The 15300-nt window shown below is 42.5% G+C and carries 14 protein-coding genes; 4 read left to right on the top strand and 10 right to left on the bottom strand.

Annotated elements, in window-relative coordinates; all coding sequences use genetic code 11:
* Positions 1–70 precede the first annotated feature (70 nt).
* The 8 genes from fliJ to N477_RS07920 all read right to left on the bottom strand — a co-directional run bounded on the left by fliJ (position 71) and on the right by N477_RS07920 (position 8482).
* Positions 71–517 carry a flagellar export protein FliJ gene (gene fliJ / locus N477_RS07955; protein ID WP_063363406.1) on the bottom strand — a complete coding sequence of 149 codons (447 nt, stop codon included), beginning with the start codon at positions 515–517 and terminating at the stop codon, positions 71–73.
* Positions 517–1860, bottom strand: a complete 1344-nt coding sequence (fliI, locus tag N477_RS07950; protein WP_063363407.1) for a flagellar protein export ATPase FliI — start codon at positions 1858–1860, stop codon at positions 517–519. Before fliI ends, fliJ begins: the two co-directional genes overlap by 1 nt.
* A gap of 20 nt (positions 1861–1880) precedes the next feature.
* Positions 1881–2699 carry a flagellar assembly protein FliH gene (fliH, locus tag N477_RS07945; protein ID WP_063363408.1) on the bottom strand — a complete coding sequence of 273 codons (819 nt, stop codon included), beginning with the start codon at positions 2697–2699 and terminating at the stop codon, positions 1881–1883.
* 3 nt (positions 2700–2702) lie between these two features.
* A complete protein-coding gene (gene fliG / locus N477_RS07940; RefSeq protein WP_023401801.1) occupies positions 2703–3743 on the bottom strand; it encodes a flagellar motor switch protein FliG in 1041 nt (346 codons plus the stop codon).
* Positions 3736–5454: a flagellar basal-body MS-ring/collar protein FliF gene (gene fliF, locus N477_RS07935; protein ID WP_063363409.1), complete on the bottom strand. Its 1719-nt coding sequence runs from the start codon at positions 5452–5454 to the stop codon at positions 3736–3738. The genes fliG and fliF overlap by 8 nt, the downstream gene beginning before the upstream one ends.
* Positions 5455–5479: 25 nt before the next feature.
* Entirely contained in the window at positions 5480–5815 is a 336-nt protein-coding gene (fliE, locus tag N477_RS07930) for a flagellar hook-basal body complex protein FliE (protein ID WP_063363410.1), read from the bottom strand.
* 154 nt (positions 5816–5969) lie between these two features.
* Positions 5970–7379 carry a sigma-54-dependent transcriptional regulator gene (locus N477_RS07925; RefSeq protein ID WP_063363411.1) on the bottom strand — a complete coding sequence of 470 codons (1410 nt, stop codon included), beginning with the start codon at positions 7377–7379 and terminating at the stop codon, positions 5970–5972.
* Positions 7376–8482, bottom strand: a complete 1107-nt coding sequence (locus N477_RS07920; protein ID WP_063363412.1) for a sensor histidine kinase — start codon at positions 8480–8482, stop codon at positions 7376–7378. The genes N477_RS07925 and N477_RS07920 overlap by 4 nt, the downstream gene beginning before the upstream one ends.
* Before the next feature lie 257 nt (positions 8483–8739).
* Here N477_RS07920 and N477_RS07915 point away from each other — a divergent pair, with 257 nt between their 5' ends.
* Positions 8740–9348 carry a DNA-3-methyladenine glycosylase I gene (locus tag N477_RS07915; RefSeq protein ID WP_063363413.1) on the top strand — a complete coding sequence of 203 codons (609 nt, stop codon included), beginning with the start codon at positions 8740–8742 and terminating at the stop codon, positions 9346–9348.
* Positions 9349–9364: 16 nt separating this feature from the next.
* Here N477_RS07915 and N477_RS07910 read toward each other — a convergent pair whose 3' ends face one another.
* Both N477_RS07910 and N477_RS07905 read right to left on the bottom strand, forming a co-directional pair.
* Complete coding sequence (locus N477_RS07910) at positions 9365–10801, bottom strand: sigma-54 dependent transcriptional regulator (RefSeq protein ID WP_063363414.1); 1437 nt, start codon at positions 10799–10801, stop codon at positions 9365–9367.
* Positions 10802–10953: 152 nt separating this feature from the next.
* Positions 10954–11742, bottom strand: a complete 789-nt coding sequence (locus tag N477_RS07905) for a flagellin (RefSeq protein WP_063363415.1) — start codon at positions 11740–11742, stop codon at positions 10954–10956.
* 225 nt (positions 11743–11967) lie between these two features.
* Here N477_RS07905 and pseB point away from each other — a divergent pair, with 225 nt between their 5' ends.
* Genes pseB through N477_RS07890 form a run of 3 tightly spaced genes read left to right on the top strand, consistent with a single transcriptional unit; the run spans position 11968 to position 15286 of the window.
* The gene (gene pseB / locus N477_RS07900) at positions 11968–12969 is read left to right on the top strand and encodes a UDP-N-acetylglucosamine 4,6-dehydratase (inverting) (RefSeq protein WP_063363416.1); all 1002 of its coding nucleotides are present in this window, start codon (positions 11968–11970) and stop codon (positions 12967–12969) included.
* On the top strand, positions 12966–14144 hold the full coding sequence (pseC, locus tag N477_RS07895; RefSeq protein WP_063363417.1) for a UDP-4-amino-4,6-dideoxy-N-acetyl-beta-L-altrosamine transaminase: 1179 nt from the start codon (positions 12966–12968) through the stop codon (positions 14142–14144). Before pseB ends, pseC begins: the two co-directional genes overlap by 4 nt.
* 8 nt (positions 14145–14152) lie before the next feature.
* The gene (locus N477_RS07890) at positions 14153–15286 is read left to right on the top strand and encodes a Gfo/Idh/MocA family protein (protein ID WP_063363418.1); all 1134 of its coding nucleotides are present in this window, start codon (positions 14153–14155) and stop codon (positions 15284–15286) included.
* Positions 15287–15300: the final 14 nt, after the last annotated feature.

Raw genomic sequence — 15300 nt, 5'->3', positions numbered from 1 at the left:
TATGTGGCAACCTAAGACCGCTTGCCTACTTCAAATACCAATTTTGTTAAAAAATGCAATTTTTAAGCCACTAATTGAGCAGTTTATTTCTCATAAACATATTTGTTGCGAATTCATCTAGCATTTTTTGTTCTGCTTTTGCTTGGATCCGCTGTTTTTCAAGTAGTTTCTTCTCAATGAGTTTTGCAATGGCTTTTACTTTCGACTGCTGTGCTAACCACAGCTTCCTGCGCTGCTCAACAACACGCTTTGCCGTTGCAACTGTATTTGCTTGCTGCTTAATTGCCTCTTCAATTTTATTGATGAAGCTGTGGTATTGAGTAAACCCGCTACTGCTCAGACCTTGCTGTGCCTTTGTATGCAATTGTTGGGTATACTCCAAACGAAAGTCATTCAAGCCTTTCAACTTTTGCTGATTATCATTCAAGCTATTTTCAGCCTGAATGAAGTTAATCCGTAGCGTATCTTCTTTATCAGTTTCCAGCTTGTGTAATAGAGATAATTTGTCAGCCGCCATTAGCCTTGTCCTAATAATTGTGATAAGCCTTGTAAGCACTCATCGTAGTTAAGCACATCTTTCATACCCTGCTGCAAGAAGCCATTTACGCTTGGTATCATTGCAATAGCTTGATCAAGCATAGGATCACTGCCTTTTTGATAAGCACCTAATGTGATCATGTCTTTGTTTTGCTGATACATTGAATATACTTGCTTAAGGATCCTTGCCTGCTGCATATGTGTGTCTGAAACAACTTGCGGCATCACACGGCTAATAGACTTTTCAATATCAATCGCAGGATAGTGGCCACTATCGGCCAATTCTCTCGATAATACGATGTGACCATCCAATATAGCTCGTGCAGAATCCGCAATGGGGTCTTGCATATCATCCCCTTCACTGAGAACAGTAAAAAATGCGGTGATTGACCCCTGACCTTCACCGCCATTACCAGCCCTTTCAACTAAAGCCGGTAATTTAGCAAATACAGAAGGGGGATAACCTTTGGTTGCCGGTGGCTCTCCGACTGCAAGCGCAATTTCACGCTGAGCCATCGCATAACGTGTTACTGAGTCAAGCAGTAATAATACATTTAGACCTTGATCTCTAAAGTATTCCGCAATTGTGACTGCACTTTCGCAGCCTTTTAATCGCATTAAAGGTGAAGCATCGGCAGGGGCTGCAACCACCACAGAGCGACGACGCCCTTCAGTACCTAGGATCTCATCAATGAATTCTTTTACTTCTCGCCCACGCTCACCGACTAGGCCAACGACAATCACATCGGCTTCACTGCCTCGCGTCATCATGCCCAATAATACTGATTTACCAACACCACTACCTGCAAACAAGCCCATTCGTTGGCCTTGCCCTACAGTAATAATTGAGTTAATTGCCCTTACACCAACATCCATTGGCTCTTTGATTGGACGCCTGGCTAATGGGTTGATGGGAGCCTGAGCGAACTTGAGTCTCGTTTCTGCCTGTATTGCACCTAATCCGTCTAATGGCCGCCCCAAGCCGTCAACTACACGACCTAGTAGACCCATGCCGACAGGCAATCCAGCTTCTTTTACTTGAGGGATAACTCGTGCGCCAGGCAAGACACCTGATATACGGTCATTTGGCATAAGATAGAGGACGTCATTATTGAAACCAATCACCTCAGCATCAATGAAACCATTTATCGTTTCTATTTTACACTGACTACCAACGGCTGCATTAAGCCCCTTAGCTTCGAGAGTTAGCCCAACAACACGTGTTAGGCTTCCTGCGACGGCAACACCAAATGGATGTATATGTTTTTGGTATTTATTAATACGTTGTGCAAACGATTGATTTTGAGGTTCTAGCTCTGACATTTAACATGGCGCAATAATTTTTAGATACCACTGTCATGCAAAAACTTCTCCAATATTTCAGTCAAACGAGTTTTTACCGTTAAATCGATGGAAGAGATCAGTGATTTAATTTCACAACCGCCACGTTCAAAGGTAGGCTCGGGAATCAACTGCCATTGTTGCTTGTGGATCATATCTGCCCCATAGGCTTCTTCAACTAATGAAAGGTCATCAGGGTGCAGATGGATTTTAAGTTGCACCTCGCCAATGGGTAACGCATCCAGACCTTTTTTCAAAGCTTGGAGGATCAATTCAGGATTTGACTTTATCTCGTGGAAAGTAATTTGTTGTGTCAATAAACTGACGAGTTCAATTAATTGCTTCTCGCAAGCATCATCAACTTGCTTAAGCGGATCATGAACTTTTTCAATTAACTGTGTTAATGTTTGCAGTCTTTCTTCCACCAAGGGCTTTGCATCTTCAAGGCCTTGTTGCTTACCTATCTCTAACCCTTCCTTCTGACCAGCTTCATTGCCCTCTTTAGCGCCCTTTTCAAACCCTTCAATATAACCTTGCTCATGGCCTTGTTTTAACCCCTCGTCATATGCATCTTGACGGATCTGCTCAAGCTCCTCCAATGTCAAAGTTGGGATTTCAGGCTCAACAGCTTCAGGCTCTGTATTACGTTCGGTCTTGGTATACAACTCTTCAAGCGGAGTACCCATTGCGGTTGAACGACCGCTCAACCCACTTAGGTCCTCTTTGACATCCGGTATCGGCCACTCCTCTAAATGATCGAGTAACGCATCAACGGCCTCTCCATGTACAGGGCGTCCACGGTGAAATTTAGGATCAGACATACTTTACAGGAACTCCTCACCGCCACCACCGCCAAGCATGATCTCTCCTGAGTCAGCTAAACGTCTAGCTGTTGCCAATATTTCTTTTTGTGCGGCTTCTACTTCACTGATCCTCACAGGTGGCATTGCCTCTAGATCATCGGCCATCATTTCAGCGGCACGCTTAGACATATTGCTTAGAATCTTATCTTTCAATGAATCATCTGCGCCTTTAATGGCTTTCATCAAGACATCTTGCTGTACTTCCCTCAGTATTGCTTGAATACCTCGGTCTTCTACGTCCATCAAGTTTTCAAATACGAACATCAAGTCTTGAATTTGCTGTGACATCTCTTCGTCATGTTCACGAATTGAGTCCATTAACTGACCTTCAACATTGGTATCTAGGTAGTTCATGATGTCAGCAGCAGCTTTCAAGCCACCCATTTTCGCGGCTTGTGCACCCGCTTGACCTGCGAATTGTTTTTCCATGATTTCGTTAAGCTCTTGCAGTGCTGCTGGCTGAACTTCTTCAAGGTTTGCAATACGCATTGTTAAGTCTAACCGCACTTTCTCAGTAAACTGTGAAAGTATCTCAGCAGATTGTTCAGGCTCTAGATAAGACAATACAATTGTTTGGATCTGCGGGTGCTCATTGCGGATAATGTTGGCAACCTGCTTTGAGTCCATCCACTTCAATGAATCTAACCCCTTCGCACCAGACCCCATAACAATTTGGTCTATTAAACTTGCAGCTTTGTCTTCACCTAACGCTGCCGTCAGGGCTTTTTTAATGAAGTCTTCTGACTGGAAACCAATAGTACTAAAACTCTGAATTTGTTCAATAAACAAATTATGTACGGCACTAATTTTGGATTGTGACAAATCATCAATTGCCGCCATCGCCATACCCACTTTCTGTACTTGCTTGGGTTCTAAATGTTTTAAAATTTGCGCCGCATCTTCTTCTGTTAAACTGAGCAGTAAGATGGCGGCTTTATCGACGCCATCTAACTTTTCTACATCAAATGTAGGGGGCAGTTGTTTTTGTTCTTCATCACTCATCTTCAGTTAACCACGCTTTGACCACTTGTGAAGAAAGCTCAGGCTCATTTGCTACCAATGCTCGAACCGCTTTCAATAGATCTTCATCTCCATGTAAGTCTGGCAATTGTAATGTACCATCCGAGGAGAAGCCAACAGCTGATTCATCAAAGTCGTTACTTAGCATATCTAAAGTACTATCTCCTAAGTCTACACCTGCAGTAAGTGCATCCTCATCGTAGTCCTCAAGTGTATCGTCTGGGTAAATAAGTCTTTTCAGCATAGGGCGAACTACCGCCATTATCAATACAATGATAACTAAAGCACCAGCAGCTAAACGTGCAACCTTCATAAACCACTCTTGCTCCCAAAGAGGTAGCTCTGAAGCTTCTAAAATATCTTCGCGCACAAACGGCACTGTAACCACTTCTAATGCATCGCCGCGTTGCATATCAAAACCAACACCACCTTGTAGTAAGCGACGTATGTTATTCAATTCTTCTTGTGCGCGAGGCACCATGGACACATTGCCCTCAGCATCGGCTTTAGCGACATAGTCAACCGCAACTGACACACTGATCCGACGAATAACACCTGTTTGTTGACGCTTGTGAGAAATCGTGGTGTCCAGCTCATAGTTTCGTGTTGCTTCTCTTTGAGAGCGGCTAGGAGTCGTGCCTTTACCGCTACCGCCCGGCCCAGCGACTTCTGGAATATTTGAGTCCATTGGTGGCTGGTTAGTTAATGCGCCAGGAATACCGGCGGTGATCCCACCAATGTTATTCTCTTCAAATGTTGTTTCACTGCGCACTGCTGGTAAATCTGGGTTGAAGCGTTTATGTGTTTCTTCAACTGCGCTAAAGTCCATGGTCAAATCAACTTGTGCAGTAAAATTGCCCAAGCCAACCACTGGGATCATGATACTGTCAATTTTTGATAAGTACTCTGACTCACGTTTGCGTTCTATTTCATATTCTTTACGAGAACGTGCCGCCAATGAATCTTGCGAACCAGAATTTAACAAACGACCATTTTGATCTGTCACGGTTACACGAGAAGGTTCAAGACCCTGAACAGCCGAGGCTACAATATCAACAATAGAGTCAACTTCTTCTCCATCGAGCGTGCGACCACGCTTCATTGTTAACACCACAGTTGCGGAAGGCTTTTTCTCACGACGAGCAAATACATTCTCTTTAGGTATGGCGAGTAGCACTTTAGCACGATTAATATCTTGTAATTCTTCAATTGTGCGCGCTAACTGCTGCTCACGGCTATGCTTCAGCCTTTCTCTCTCAAGACGCTGACTGACGCCAAAACCCATATCTTGCATCAAAATATCAGTGCCAGAGGTTGGCGATTGTGTAAAGCCATCCCGCGCCATTTTAAGTTTGATATTTTGATAATCTGTTTCAGCAACCATGATGGTATTGCCATCTAGTTCATACTCAATTTTTTGCGCATCTAGAAAATCGAGTGTTTGGACTAGCTCATCAGTTGGGTACTGACCAAGTGGGCGCATATCAGGTTGGCGAGCCCAAATAATAATGAAGATGGCGATTGCCAAACAAATTGCTAAGGCGATTACGAGCGTAACTTGACGTAGCATATCAACGCCACTTAAAGCACTAAAATAACCAGACTTTTGCTCTTGTTGGGTGTCTGCGCCTTCAGCAACAGCCCCTGCAGGGCCGTCTGAAAGTGCTAGATCTGTCGTTTGATTTGTAGCCACAGTTACTCTCCAATCATCTCATTAATTACACAGGCATGCTCATAATGTCTTTGTAAGCTTCGACAAGTTTGTTACGAACTTGAACGGTTGCTTCAAAGGCCACTGATGATTTGTTTTTTGCGATCATTGCTTCTGCTAAGGAAACACTTCGGTCACCCATTTCCACGGCAGTGACTTTCGCTTTTGCATCTCTTTGCAAATCAGCGACGTTATTTAACGCGCCTTTCAAAATATCACCAAACTGCGCGCTTGATGTCGCCGCTGTCGCATCCATGGGTTGCTTCACTTGAGGCTCGATACGGCCTGCTTGAGATGCCATTGACTGCATCTCTTGATATAAACTGGTATTTTGAATTTTCATGTTGCTCACCCTGTAAATTCTCTTACAAGGTTTAAAGCATGATACATGCCAACTTTTAATTGTTTAAAATCAATGTGTTAAAGTTGTAATTGTGAGGTCGGTTTTTTGACGGGTGAAAAAGCAACCAGGTTTTAACTGGTTGCTTTATAAAGAATTAAGCAGGGACTGGTAGGCCTAAATCCCGCATTTTGGCCAATTTATATCTGAGCGTTCTTGGACTGATCCCAAGTATCTCAGCAACATCTTTTCGTTTACCATTACAGCGAGTAAGCGTGTCTAATATAATTTGATGCTCTTTGTCCTGAAGTTCTTCTTTGTAACTCATGTTATCACTAGAGCTAGGTGTTTCAGATTCCATGTTTGGGTAAGCATTATACGGTGAAGCATCAAGCTCAACGGGTCGGGAAACCAAAACCTGTTCAGTCGATAGTTCCACTGGTGCTAAATTTTCAATGAAAATATCAGCATCAGTGACTTGCTCCCCCTGCTGTAGGATCAATGCGCGTTGAACCACATTATCCAGCTCCCTCACATTGCCAGGCCAAGCATGCTGTAATAATTTTTGCTGCGCAGCTACGGTCAACTTAGGAGCCAATTGATTCGACTTTTGACAATGTCTTTCAATCAAGTGCACAGCTAAAGGTACAATGTCTGCAGCTCTCTCTTTCAAAGGTAACCAAGTCAGCGGAAAAACATTTAATCTATAATACAAATCTTCTCGAAATTTGCCTTCAGCAACAGCATCTTTCAAATCTCGGTTGCTGGTCGCCAAAACTCTGACATCCAATTCGATGGTTTTTCTGCCACCTAACCTCTCTACTTCACGCTCTTGCAAAACACGTAAAAGCTTTGCCTGCAAGCCTAAGTCCATCTCAGTAATTTCATCGAGTAAGATGGTCCCTTTTTGTGCTTGCTCGAACTTACCAGGACAAGCCTGAATTGCACCTGTGAATGCGCCTTTTTCATAGCCAAATAGTGTTGCCTCAAGCATATTTTCAGGGATCGCCGCACAGTTAATGGCGACAAAAGGCTCACTATTACGCTCAGAACTGTCATGAATATAACGAGCTAGTACTTCTTTACCCGAGCCACTTGGACCCAATACCATCACACTGGCATCTGACAGCGCCACTTTTTTGGCAAGACTTAATAACTGAAGACTTTTTGGATCAGCGACAATAGGGCCATCCGTTTCTTTCTCCTTTTCAGGCATATAACGGCTTACCATATTCAACAATACTTCTGGTGCAAATGGCTTCGCCATATAATCAATTGCACCAAGTCGCATGGCTTCTACAGCGTCATCAATCGTTGCGTACGCCGTCATCATCAAAACAGGTAGATTTGGATAATTCAGCTTAATGCTTTTAAGCAAATCAATACCGCTCATTTGTCCCATTTGAACATCGCTTACCACCAGCGAGAAGCCCTGCTGTTTGAGTAATACCATAGCTTGCTCTGCGCTATCAGCCTCAACACAATCAATGCCAGCAAGCTCTAATGTGTCCAATAATGCTTCTCGTAAACCTGCGTCATCTTCAACGACTAGAATTTTATTGCTCATACAACCTCCTGAAGTTGAGTATGTTGAGATATGGGTAATAGCATACTGAAGCATGCTCCTCCGTTTGGCTCGTTGTTTACTTCAACGCGCCCCTTATGCGAATTGGCAACTGAACTAACAACAGCTAACCCCAGCCCAGTACCTTGTGATTTCGTAGTAAAAAATGGTTCAAAGAGTTTATCTGCCAAACTCATATCAACACCTGGCCCATTGTCACACACAGCTATACGAACATGCTCATCTTGATCTTTCACAGCACTGACCGTAATTTCGGCGCCCGAGCCAATGACTTGAACACTGTTATGGATCAGATTTTGGATAGCACTTGCCAATGCAGTTTTATTACCAATAATCTCAATATCTGGATCAGGTAATATGACGTCTAATTTGGCATGATGTAATGACAACATTGCATCAGAGCCCGCCTTAACCTCATTGAGTAACTGCTGCATCGATACTTGTTCGATAACCTGCTGCTCACCACTTTTAGCAAACAACAGCATATCATTGACCTGATTTTCAAGGTCTTTCAATCTAGACATGAGCTTATTATGGAATTTTTCACGTGACTTGGTCGGTAAGTTTTCACTTACCAAGTTTGCGCCATATAACATCGCAGCAGAAAGTGGTGTACGGACTTGATGCGCAAGCGATGCCACCATTTTACCAAGCGCACTCAAACGCTGCATATGGGCCACTCTAGCTTGAAGGCGGCGAGTTTCTGTCAGATCTGTCATTAAGATCAATTGACCAGGCTCTGGTGTCAGTGCTGATATCTCTAGCTTAATTAAGCGGCCATCACGCAATGAGACTTCATGCCCATCATCCTGCTGTGGACTAAAAGAGCGTTGAATGATGTTAAACCATTTCTCACCTTCTAGTGGCTCACCTAACATATCTTTGGCAATTTGGTTTGCTTTGGCAATCATACCTTGACCATCCAATACAACAACGCCGGCTGGCATAGTATCGACCAAATGGCCCAACCAGCTTGCTTGTTGCCGCAAGTCGCTCAGCTCACCAATATATGCTTCTTGCAACAAGCAAGGGTTATATTGATTTTCTGGCACAAATTGTGGATTTATCACTTTCGCTAACGCCATGACACTACTCTCATGAATCTTCCTGACATGATAAAAGCAAATCGCGTGCCAAATTTATTTGATATAAATAACAAGTAGTTAAATGAAAAATGGGCAGGACAAAACTTTGACACTATCATTGCTAGCGCACCCAGAGCACACTTTTTGAGATACTTTCAAAGTGCTCACTTCACGTTCAAATCAATCTCACTATATCTTGATTAAAAGTACTTAATGTAAGATAAATACTTATATTACACCCTCACCAGAGAACTGAAATGTGTAAAAGATGCTTATGGCTTGATGAGAGCAAACCAGATTATGTTACTTATCATGATCAAGAATGGGGAGTACCTATTTGGGATGATCGCAAATTATTTGAGTTTATTACCCTGGAGTCAGCACAAGCTGGACTAAGCTGGTATACCATCTTAAAAAAACGTGAAAATTACAGAGCCGCCTTTAAAGAGTTTGATGTTCAGAAAGTCGCAAGCATGTCAGATCAAGATGTAGATATACTTATGGACAATAAAGGAATTGTTCGTAATAAAGCCAAGATATTGGCCACCATAAACAATGCGCAACGTTTTATCGAAGTTCAGTCAGCTTTTGGCAGCTTTGCTAAATACCAATGGGCATTTGTGGACTTTACCCCAATCATCAATGATATTAAAAGCAAAGATGACTACCCCACTACAAGTGAAATAAGCGAAAAATTTGCCAAGGATTTAAAAAAAAGAGGGTTTAAATTTTTGGGACCCACGACAGTCTACGCACATATGCAAGCTTGTGGTATGGTCAATGACCATGATAACGACTGCCATAGGAAGCAGCCGTTAATCAGCCTAATTGAAACTTTAGACTTAGCTAAACAGCTAAGAAAATAGCCTATTTAGTACAGCCTTAATCTCGATTGAGATTGTACTTTTTCATTTTTTCGACAAGTGTCGTTCGTCTTACACCGAGTATTTCAGCAGCACGAGCCACGACATAATCATATCGCTCTAAAGCTTGAGTGATAAGACTAACCTCCAAATCAGCTAAGTAGTCTTTTAATTCGATCCCTTCATCTGGCAGTAAACCGAGCATAGACTGCTCTGGCGTCACAATATCTTCTTCCTCTTCAAAATCACTAAAGCCTTCACTAAATAAATCATTGAATGCATCTCTTTCCATAAGCTCTTCTGGGTATTCGGGCTCAAAGGCTTCCACTTCAATATAACGATACTTAATTGGTAGATCAGTGACATCAACCAATTTGTCAGGAAACATAATCGCCATACGCTCCACCAAATTAGCCAACTCTCGAATGTTACCTGGCCAGGCATGAGACTTTAAGCTTTCAATGGCTCTATCGGTGAACTTAACCCCTTTATTGCCTTGCTCAGTTACTCGACGAAGAAGCTCCTTCAATAGCAGCGGAATATCATCAACACGCTGGCTAAGAGAAGGGTTCTCAATAGGGAAAACATTTAGACGATAAAACAAGTCTTCTCTGAATTTACCCTCTTCTATCATGTCTTCGAGGTTTCGGTGTGTCGCAGCTATGACGCGAACATTGGCTTGAATTGGCTTAGTACCGCCTACTCTTTCATAGCTTCGTTCTTGCAAAACGCGCAGTAACTTGACTTGCATTTGCAGTGGCATATCGCCAATTTCATCTAGGAATAACGTACCATTTTGAGCTAATTCGAAGCGCCCTTTACGAGCAGAAATGGCACCAGTAAACGCCCCTTTCTCATGGCCAAATAGTTCACTTTCCAGTAACTCTCCGGGAATAGCACCACAGTTTACAGGCACAAAAGGACCATCAGAACGGTTAGAAAGTAAGTGTACATTTCTAGCTACAACTTCCTTACCGGTTCCAGATTCACCTAAGATCAAGACATTGGCATCAGTTTGTGCAACTTGAGAGATTAAAAATCTCACTTCTTTTACCGCTTCAGTATCACCAACAAGTCCATCAAATGACTTAGCATCACGCCCTTGTTCGATTTGCCCCGGTAGCAGACTCAAGTACTGTTGGCAGTCGTGTAATAGCTGCATAGTCACATCATGACTAAATGGTTCAGTAATTAACCCAATCACGTTAGCCAGAGATAATAAAGGTCTAAGTGTTTCGCCAACTAAAATAAAAGGGTGAGCAGGAAGGCTCTTTATGTGGCGTTCATGATCCAATCCATCGAGTGCGCCAAGGACAACCTTACATTCTTGATACTTTTTTACCAGCTCTGGACTAAATTCCGACTCAGTAACTACAATTGCTGGTTGTCCGCAAAATGACAACGCAGCTGCAAGTCCAGAAGCGCGATTATTGTTTTTATCGATGATCAGTATCATTTGGACTGGATCCAAAAATTTTTATAAGTCTATGAGTATGATTGTAAGGGAGTATCTAAGGGATGCAATACCTAAGTGGCAAATTATTGACGTAAACGCCAAATAAATGCCACTGAGTATGTTTTGAATCAATACAATAGTATTAATTGTTACTAAAGTAAGTTAAGTACCGAAGATGCAGATTGATTAGCTTGTCCTCTCAACGCAATCGATGTTTGAGATAGAATATCGTTTGCAGCTCTTTCAGCTGATGCTTGTGCAAAGTCAGTATCAGCTATTCTGCTTTGGCTCTCTGCAATACGGTCACTCTGATTACCTAAACCGCGTATTGTACTATCCAAAGTATTTTCAAATGCACCTAGTTGAGAGCGTTGCGAGTTGACATCTTTTGCAACTTGATCTGCAGCAGTTATTGCAGCTTGAGCCCCTGCTTGAGTAGAAATATCTACACTTAAAATACCCGCAGCAACAGTACCGTCTGTTGGCGTAAAGCTTTGCGTGGTATTTGCATCCGGTCCAACTTGGAAGCTTGCCTGCTCACCATCAAAGAGAGGGTCACCGCCAAAAGTGGTATTTTCAAATGTCTCTGTGATCTGGGTTTGCAGCTGTGATACCTCATCTTGTAAAGCTTGTCTGTCACTATCCGTTAAAGCCCCACTGCCAGCCTGAATAGATAGCTCTCTAATTCGGCTTACGGCATCATTAACACCAGATAAAGCTGAGTCAGCAGTTTGAGAATAAGAGATACCATCATAAGCATTACGAATAGATTGCCCATATCCTTCTTGCTGAGAAGTTAAACGATTAATTATTTGCAGTGCTGCAGCATCATCTGCCGCCGAGTTTACTTTTTTACCCGTCGCTAACTGTTGATTTAATTTATTATTCGTTTGCTCTGTTCTGTTAAAGAAAGAGTTACTCGGTGAATTGATCTGTAACATGCCACCTTCCTCCGCAATACTGACACTATAATCTTACGCCTATTAGTGCAAAAAGTCATCTATCGTTTAAAAATCACAATCCTGCTCGTGTTAAATACTGCAAAATTCGAAGAAGTGATATAAAGTATTGAGTAATCACTTTTTTTAGGATGCAGGGGCACAATCTTTACCTAATACTTTCTTCTACAGTGTAAAGAAATGATTGCACCTTTAGATGGGTAAAATATGTTTAATAACAAAACAATCTTGATTACTGGCGGAACTGGCTCCTTCGGCAAGAAATACGTTAAAACTCTGCTTGAAAGGTATCGCCCTAAAAAGATTATCGTTTTTTCACGGGACGAGCTAAAACAGTTTGAGATGCAACAAACATTTAATGCGCCATGCATGCGATATTTTATTGGCGATGTGCGTGATAGGGATAGACTACGCAGAGCGATGCAGGGGGTCGATTACGTGATCCATGCTGCCGCACTTAAACAAGTACCTGCTGCTGAATATAATCCCATGGAGTGTATTAAAACAAACATCAATGGCGCAGAAAACGTTATTGAAGCTGCGCTAGACTGTAATGTCAGTAAAGTCATTGCACTGTCAACTGACAAAGCAGCCAACCCAATCAATTTGTATGGCGCAACTAAACTTGCCTCTGACAAACTCTTCGTTGCAGCAAATAATATCGCAGGCGGCCACAAAACCATGTTTTCTGTCGTAAGGTACGGAAATGTGGTTTGCTCAAGGGGCTCTGTTGTACCGGTATTTCAAAAGTTTATTGATGAACAACAAGACCACATCCCTATTACTCACCCAGACATGACGCGATTTTGGATAAGTTTACAACAGGGCGTTGATTTTGTTCTTACAAACTTTGAGCGCATGTTGGGCGGTGAAATCTTTGTTCCTAAAATACCATCAATCAAAATTACTGACTTAGCGACTGCCATGGCCCCGGGTCTAAAACAAAAAGTTATAGGGATTAGGCCAGGTGAAAAGCTTCACGAAGTAATGTGTCCTGAAGACTTATCTTTTGACACGTTTGAATTTGATGACCATTTTGTCATCGCGCCTGGTATCAAGTTTAGTAGCCGTACAAATAATTTTGACGTTAATGCACTTGATGAAAAAGGGAAAGCCGTTCAGCCGGGGTTTGAATACAACTCACTTTCAAATACTGACTATCTATCCGTTGAAGAAATAGCTGAGTTCAACAAACAGGCTCTGTTATGATCCCATACGGTAAACAAGCAATCTCTCAGTCTGACATTGATGCTGTCATAGAGGTGTTAAATTCCCCCTGGTTGACTCAAGGGCCCAAAGTGCCCGAATTCGAATCATCTGTTAGCCGATACTGCCATGCATATTATGCCACTGCGGTTAATAGTGCCACTTCGGCACTGCATATCGCCTGCCTTGCTCTAAATGTTGGGCATAATGATATTGTATGGACATCGCCCAATTCTTTTGTAGCCTCAGCAAACTGCGCGCTATATTGCGGTGCCAAAATTGACTTTGTCGACATTGACTCAAACACGGGCAATATGTGCGTTCATGCACTTGAGTCCAAATTAATCACCGCAAGAGAAAATAACGCCCTCCCTAAAGTCGTCATTCCGGTGCATTTTGCAGGCCAACCCTGTGACATGGACGCATTGCACAAACTCAGTATCGAATATAATTTTAAGATCATTGAAGATGCTTCTCATGCTATTGGCGGGCAATACAAAAGCGACCCAATAGGTAATTGCCAATACTCAGACATTTGTATTTTTAGTTTTCATCCAGTCAAAATTGTCACCTCAGCTGAAGGCGGTATGGCACTAACCAACTGCAAAGAACTAGATGAAAAATTGAAACTTTATAGAAGCCATGGTATCACAGCTGCGCCTGAACTATTAGAGCAAGACTCAGATGGTCCTTGGTATTACGAGCAGCAAGCACTGGGATTTAATTACCGAATGACAGATATACATGCCGCACTTGGTATGTCACAACTTGACCAGTTAAATCAGTTTGTCAACAAACGAAATGAACTTGCATCATACTACGATGCACTGTTCACCAAATATGATGAGATCAACCCGCTCACACAAAGCGATGACGTTTACAGTGCGTATCATTTGTATGTCGTGCGAGTCGCCAATTCATCCCCACAATTACATAGGCAAATTGTGACAAAGTTGAGAGCTAAAAATATCTTCTGTCATGTTCACTATATCCCGATTTACTTGCAGCCATACTACAGACAACAAGGGTTTGAACAAGGGCATTGCCCAAATGCAGAAGCGTATTATCACAGCGCAGTTACATTGCCTCTCTTTCCTGAGCTGACACAACAAGAGCAAGATTATATTGTTGCAACACTTGTTGAAACACTAACAGAATTGAGAAACGTGGAAAAATAGGGAAAATCATGTCAAAACGCTGTTTAAAACTTGCATTTATTGGGGGCGGCGCCAACTCAGCTGTAGGATATGTACACTTTTCTGCTGCTCAACTAGATAACAGATTCCAAGTCGTCACTGGCGCGTTTAGCCGAGATAAAAAGCAAAATGAACTTACGGCACAACAATGGGGTATTGACCCTAATCGCGTTTATGATGATTGGCAAGATATGCTCAAAGCTGAACGTCATAACATTGATGCTGTAGTTGTGTTAACGCCCACTCCACATCACATAGAAGCCCTTGAAACACTGTTTAAGCTCAACATTCCCACCATTTGTGAAAAGTCGCTTGTCTGTGGCAGTGATGAAATTCAGCAGTTAGCTCAAAAGTATGACGCACAAAAACACTTTCTTGCGGTCACATTCAACTACTCTGGCTACGCCATGGTTAGGGAGCTTAAAAGCCTCATACAGCATGGTAAGCTCGGCACAATCCAAAAAATACATTTAGAAATGCCACAAGAAGGGTTTAAAAGACCACCTGAAATCGCGGGAAAGGCATCTCCACCTCAGGCTTGGCGTTTACAAGACTACGCAGTGCCGACAATCTGCCTTGATTTAGGTGTACATTTGCATCATCTATCTAGCTATTTACTTGAGCTAGAACCAGAAAAAACAAGTGCCCTATTCGCTACCCATTCTGAATACACTGATTTAGTGGATGATGTTCAAATGCTGTTAAAGTACCCGAACAACATCACAGGTAGTATGTGGATGTCTAAAACAGCGATCGGTCATAGAAATGGCTTAAAAGTACGTGTGTATGGCACCGAGGGAAGCGCACTTTGGTATCAGCTCAACCCTGATGAGCTAGAGCTCAACTTCAATGATGGGCGCAGAGAAATACTTGATAGAGCAGGCCAATGTCAGTACGCGAATCAATTTAGATACAATCGAATGAAGCCAGGGCATCCGACGGGCTTCGTAGAGGCATTCGCTAATCTTTACACTGATATACATCTCGCTTTAGAGAGCTACCTAGCTGCACAAGGCAATGCCAATGAATACGTATTTGGTTTTGAACAAGCCCGCGATGGCTTAGCATTGTTTGAAGCGGCAACACGCTCCAATCAATCTGGTACTTGGGAAAATATCAAATAATACCTATGAGTGAA

This window comes from Pseudoalteromonas luteoviolacea H33-S (assembly GCF_001625695.1).
In the GTDB taxonomy this organism is placed as follows: domain Bacteria; phylum Pseudomonadota; class Gammaproteobacteria; order Enterobacterales; family Alteromonadaceae; genus Pseudoalteromonas; species Pseudoalteromonas luteoviolacea_B.
Note: the sequence above shows the minus strand (reverse complement) of the source record. Positions and strands in the feature narration are given on the sequence as shown.

Excerpts from the sequence above, each read along its gene's own strand:
- fliJ (WP_063363406.1), bottom strand. The coding sequence starts at position 517 with ATGGCGGCTGACAAATTATCTCTATTACACAAGCTGGAAACTGATAAA.
- fliI (WP_063363407.1), bottom strand. The coding sequence starts at position 1,860 with ATGTCAGAGCTAGAACCTCAAAATCAATCGTTTGCACAACGTATTAAT.
- fliH (WP_063363408.1), bottom strand. The coding sequence starts at position 2,699 with ATGTCTGATCCTAAATTTCACCGTGGACGCCCTGTACATGGAGAGGCC.
- fliG (WP_023401801.1), bottom strand. The coding sequence starts at position 3,743 with ATGAGTGATGAAGAACAAAAACAACTGCCCCCTACATTTGATGTAGAA.
- fliE (WP_063363410.1), bottom strand. The coding sequence starts at position 5,815 with ATGAAAATTCAAAATACCAGTTTATATCAAGAGATGCAGTCAATGGCA.
- N477_RS07925 (WP_063363411.1), bottom strand. The coding sequence starts at position 7,379 with ATGAGCAATAAAATTCTAGTCGTTGAAGATGACGCAGGTTTACGAGAA.
- N477_RS07920 (WP_063363412.1), bottom strand. The coding sequence starts at position 8,482 with ATGGCGTTAGCGAAAGTGATAAATCCACAATTTGTGCCAGAAAATCAA.
- N477_RS07915 (WP_063363413.1), top strand. The coding sequence starts at position 8,740 with ATGTGTAAAAGATGCTTATGGCTTGATGAGAGCAAACCAGATTATGTT.
- N477_RS07910 (WP_063363414.1), bottom strand. The coding sequence starts at position 10,801 with ATGATACTGATCATCGATAAAAACAATAATCGCGCTTCTGGACTTGCA.
- N477_RS07905 (WP_063363415.1), bottom strand. The coding sequence starts at position 11,742 with ATGTTACAGATCAATTCACCGAGTAACTCTTTCTTTAACAGAACAGAG.
- pseB (WP_063363416.1), top strand. The coding sequence starts at position 11,968 with ATGTTTAATAACAAAACAATCTTGATTACTGGCGGAACTGGCTCCTTC.
- pseC (WP_063363417.1), top strand. The coding sequence starts at position 12,966 with ATGATCCCATACGGTAAACAAGCAATCTCTCAGTCTGACATTGATGCT.
- N477_RS07890 (WP_063363418.1), top strand. The coding sequence starts at position 14,153 with ATGTCAAAACGCTGTTTAAAACTTGCATTTATTGGGGGCGGCGCCAAC.